1 protein-coding gene is annotated in these 925 nt (G+C 53.1%); it reads left to right on the top strand.

What is annotated here, in order from left to right; translation table 11 throughout:
- On the top strand, positions 1 to 530 hold a 530-nt coding region (locus N4G42_RS25450), incomplete at its 5' end, for a hypothetical protein (RefSeq protein WP_260669177.1).
- Positions 531 to 925 lie beyond the last annotated feature (395 nt).

The following is a 925-nucleotide window of genomic DNA, read 5'->3' as shown; positions in this document are numbered from 1 at the left end:
ATTTCAAGAAGAAGCCAGAGGGGTCTCTTGGACCGAACATCCTAAATTTGAATCCACGCCGTCTCATCATTCTCCTGCGGTCATCCGTTGGGTTGAAAGAAGTCCTACGCAGGGATGATCTGCTCCCTAGCGAGAATGCTGAAGACATGGATTGCTTGGCGGATCCACTAGCGAATGGTGGTGTATCGATTGCGAGAGGCAATCTCGTCATCGAATTGCAAGATTGGCGAAGCTGCGGTAGCTATGGCGTGGTGAACGAAAAGTTCACTTTCCGCACTCAGGGCACTCGGTTTCAACTTATTAGTTATGACCGCTCTGAGTCCTCCCGTAGCACTGGCGAAAGATCCGAGTACAGCGCCAATTATCTGACGGGCAAAAAGAAGATAACGACGGGACTGAATGACTTTAGGGACTTCAAGGGAGAGGTTTCTTGGAAGAGGCTTCCGTCCAAGAGGGCTTTCTTCTTGAACGAAATCTCCCTCTATTGCGACGCAGCTGATCCAGCGCAAAAGGACAATTGGTGTCAGTAGCTATGCTCCATATGCCCAACCCATCGGTCAGCACGGACGCTGCGCGATGAAGCCGCGAAGCGCCGGTTACCTCAAACGTTGAGCGTCCGCTTCCATTCGCTTCCACCGGCTGCTCCTGGCCGAATTCTGCCCCACGACGAGGGGCGCTAGCGGGCCCGATCGAGTCCTTCGCCGTCCCAAACTGGGTGCCGAAGAGCTGTCATTCGGCGCAGCAGTGCTGAACCTCAAGTGAATTCAGTGCTTCTTGGTCTTGGTGAACACGACCAACTCATACATCATCTTGCGATACGCCATCAGCCGTTGATTCACTGCCAAGAGATCGGCTTGCAGCTCGTCGTACTTCGGATACCTTTGCTGAATCTCTTGCGGCGACTGCTCAATAAAGTCGGAATGTG

It is taken from the genome of Acidovorax sp. K2F (genome assembly GCF_025246485.1).
Taxonomy (GTDB): Bacteria; Pseudomonadota; Gammaproteobacteria; order Burkholderiales; family Burkholderiaceae_C; genus Acidovorax; species Acidovorax delafieldii.
This window is presented reverse-complemented; position numbering and strand designations above follow the sequence as displayed.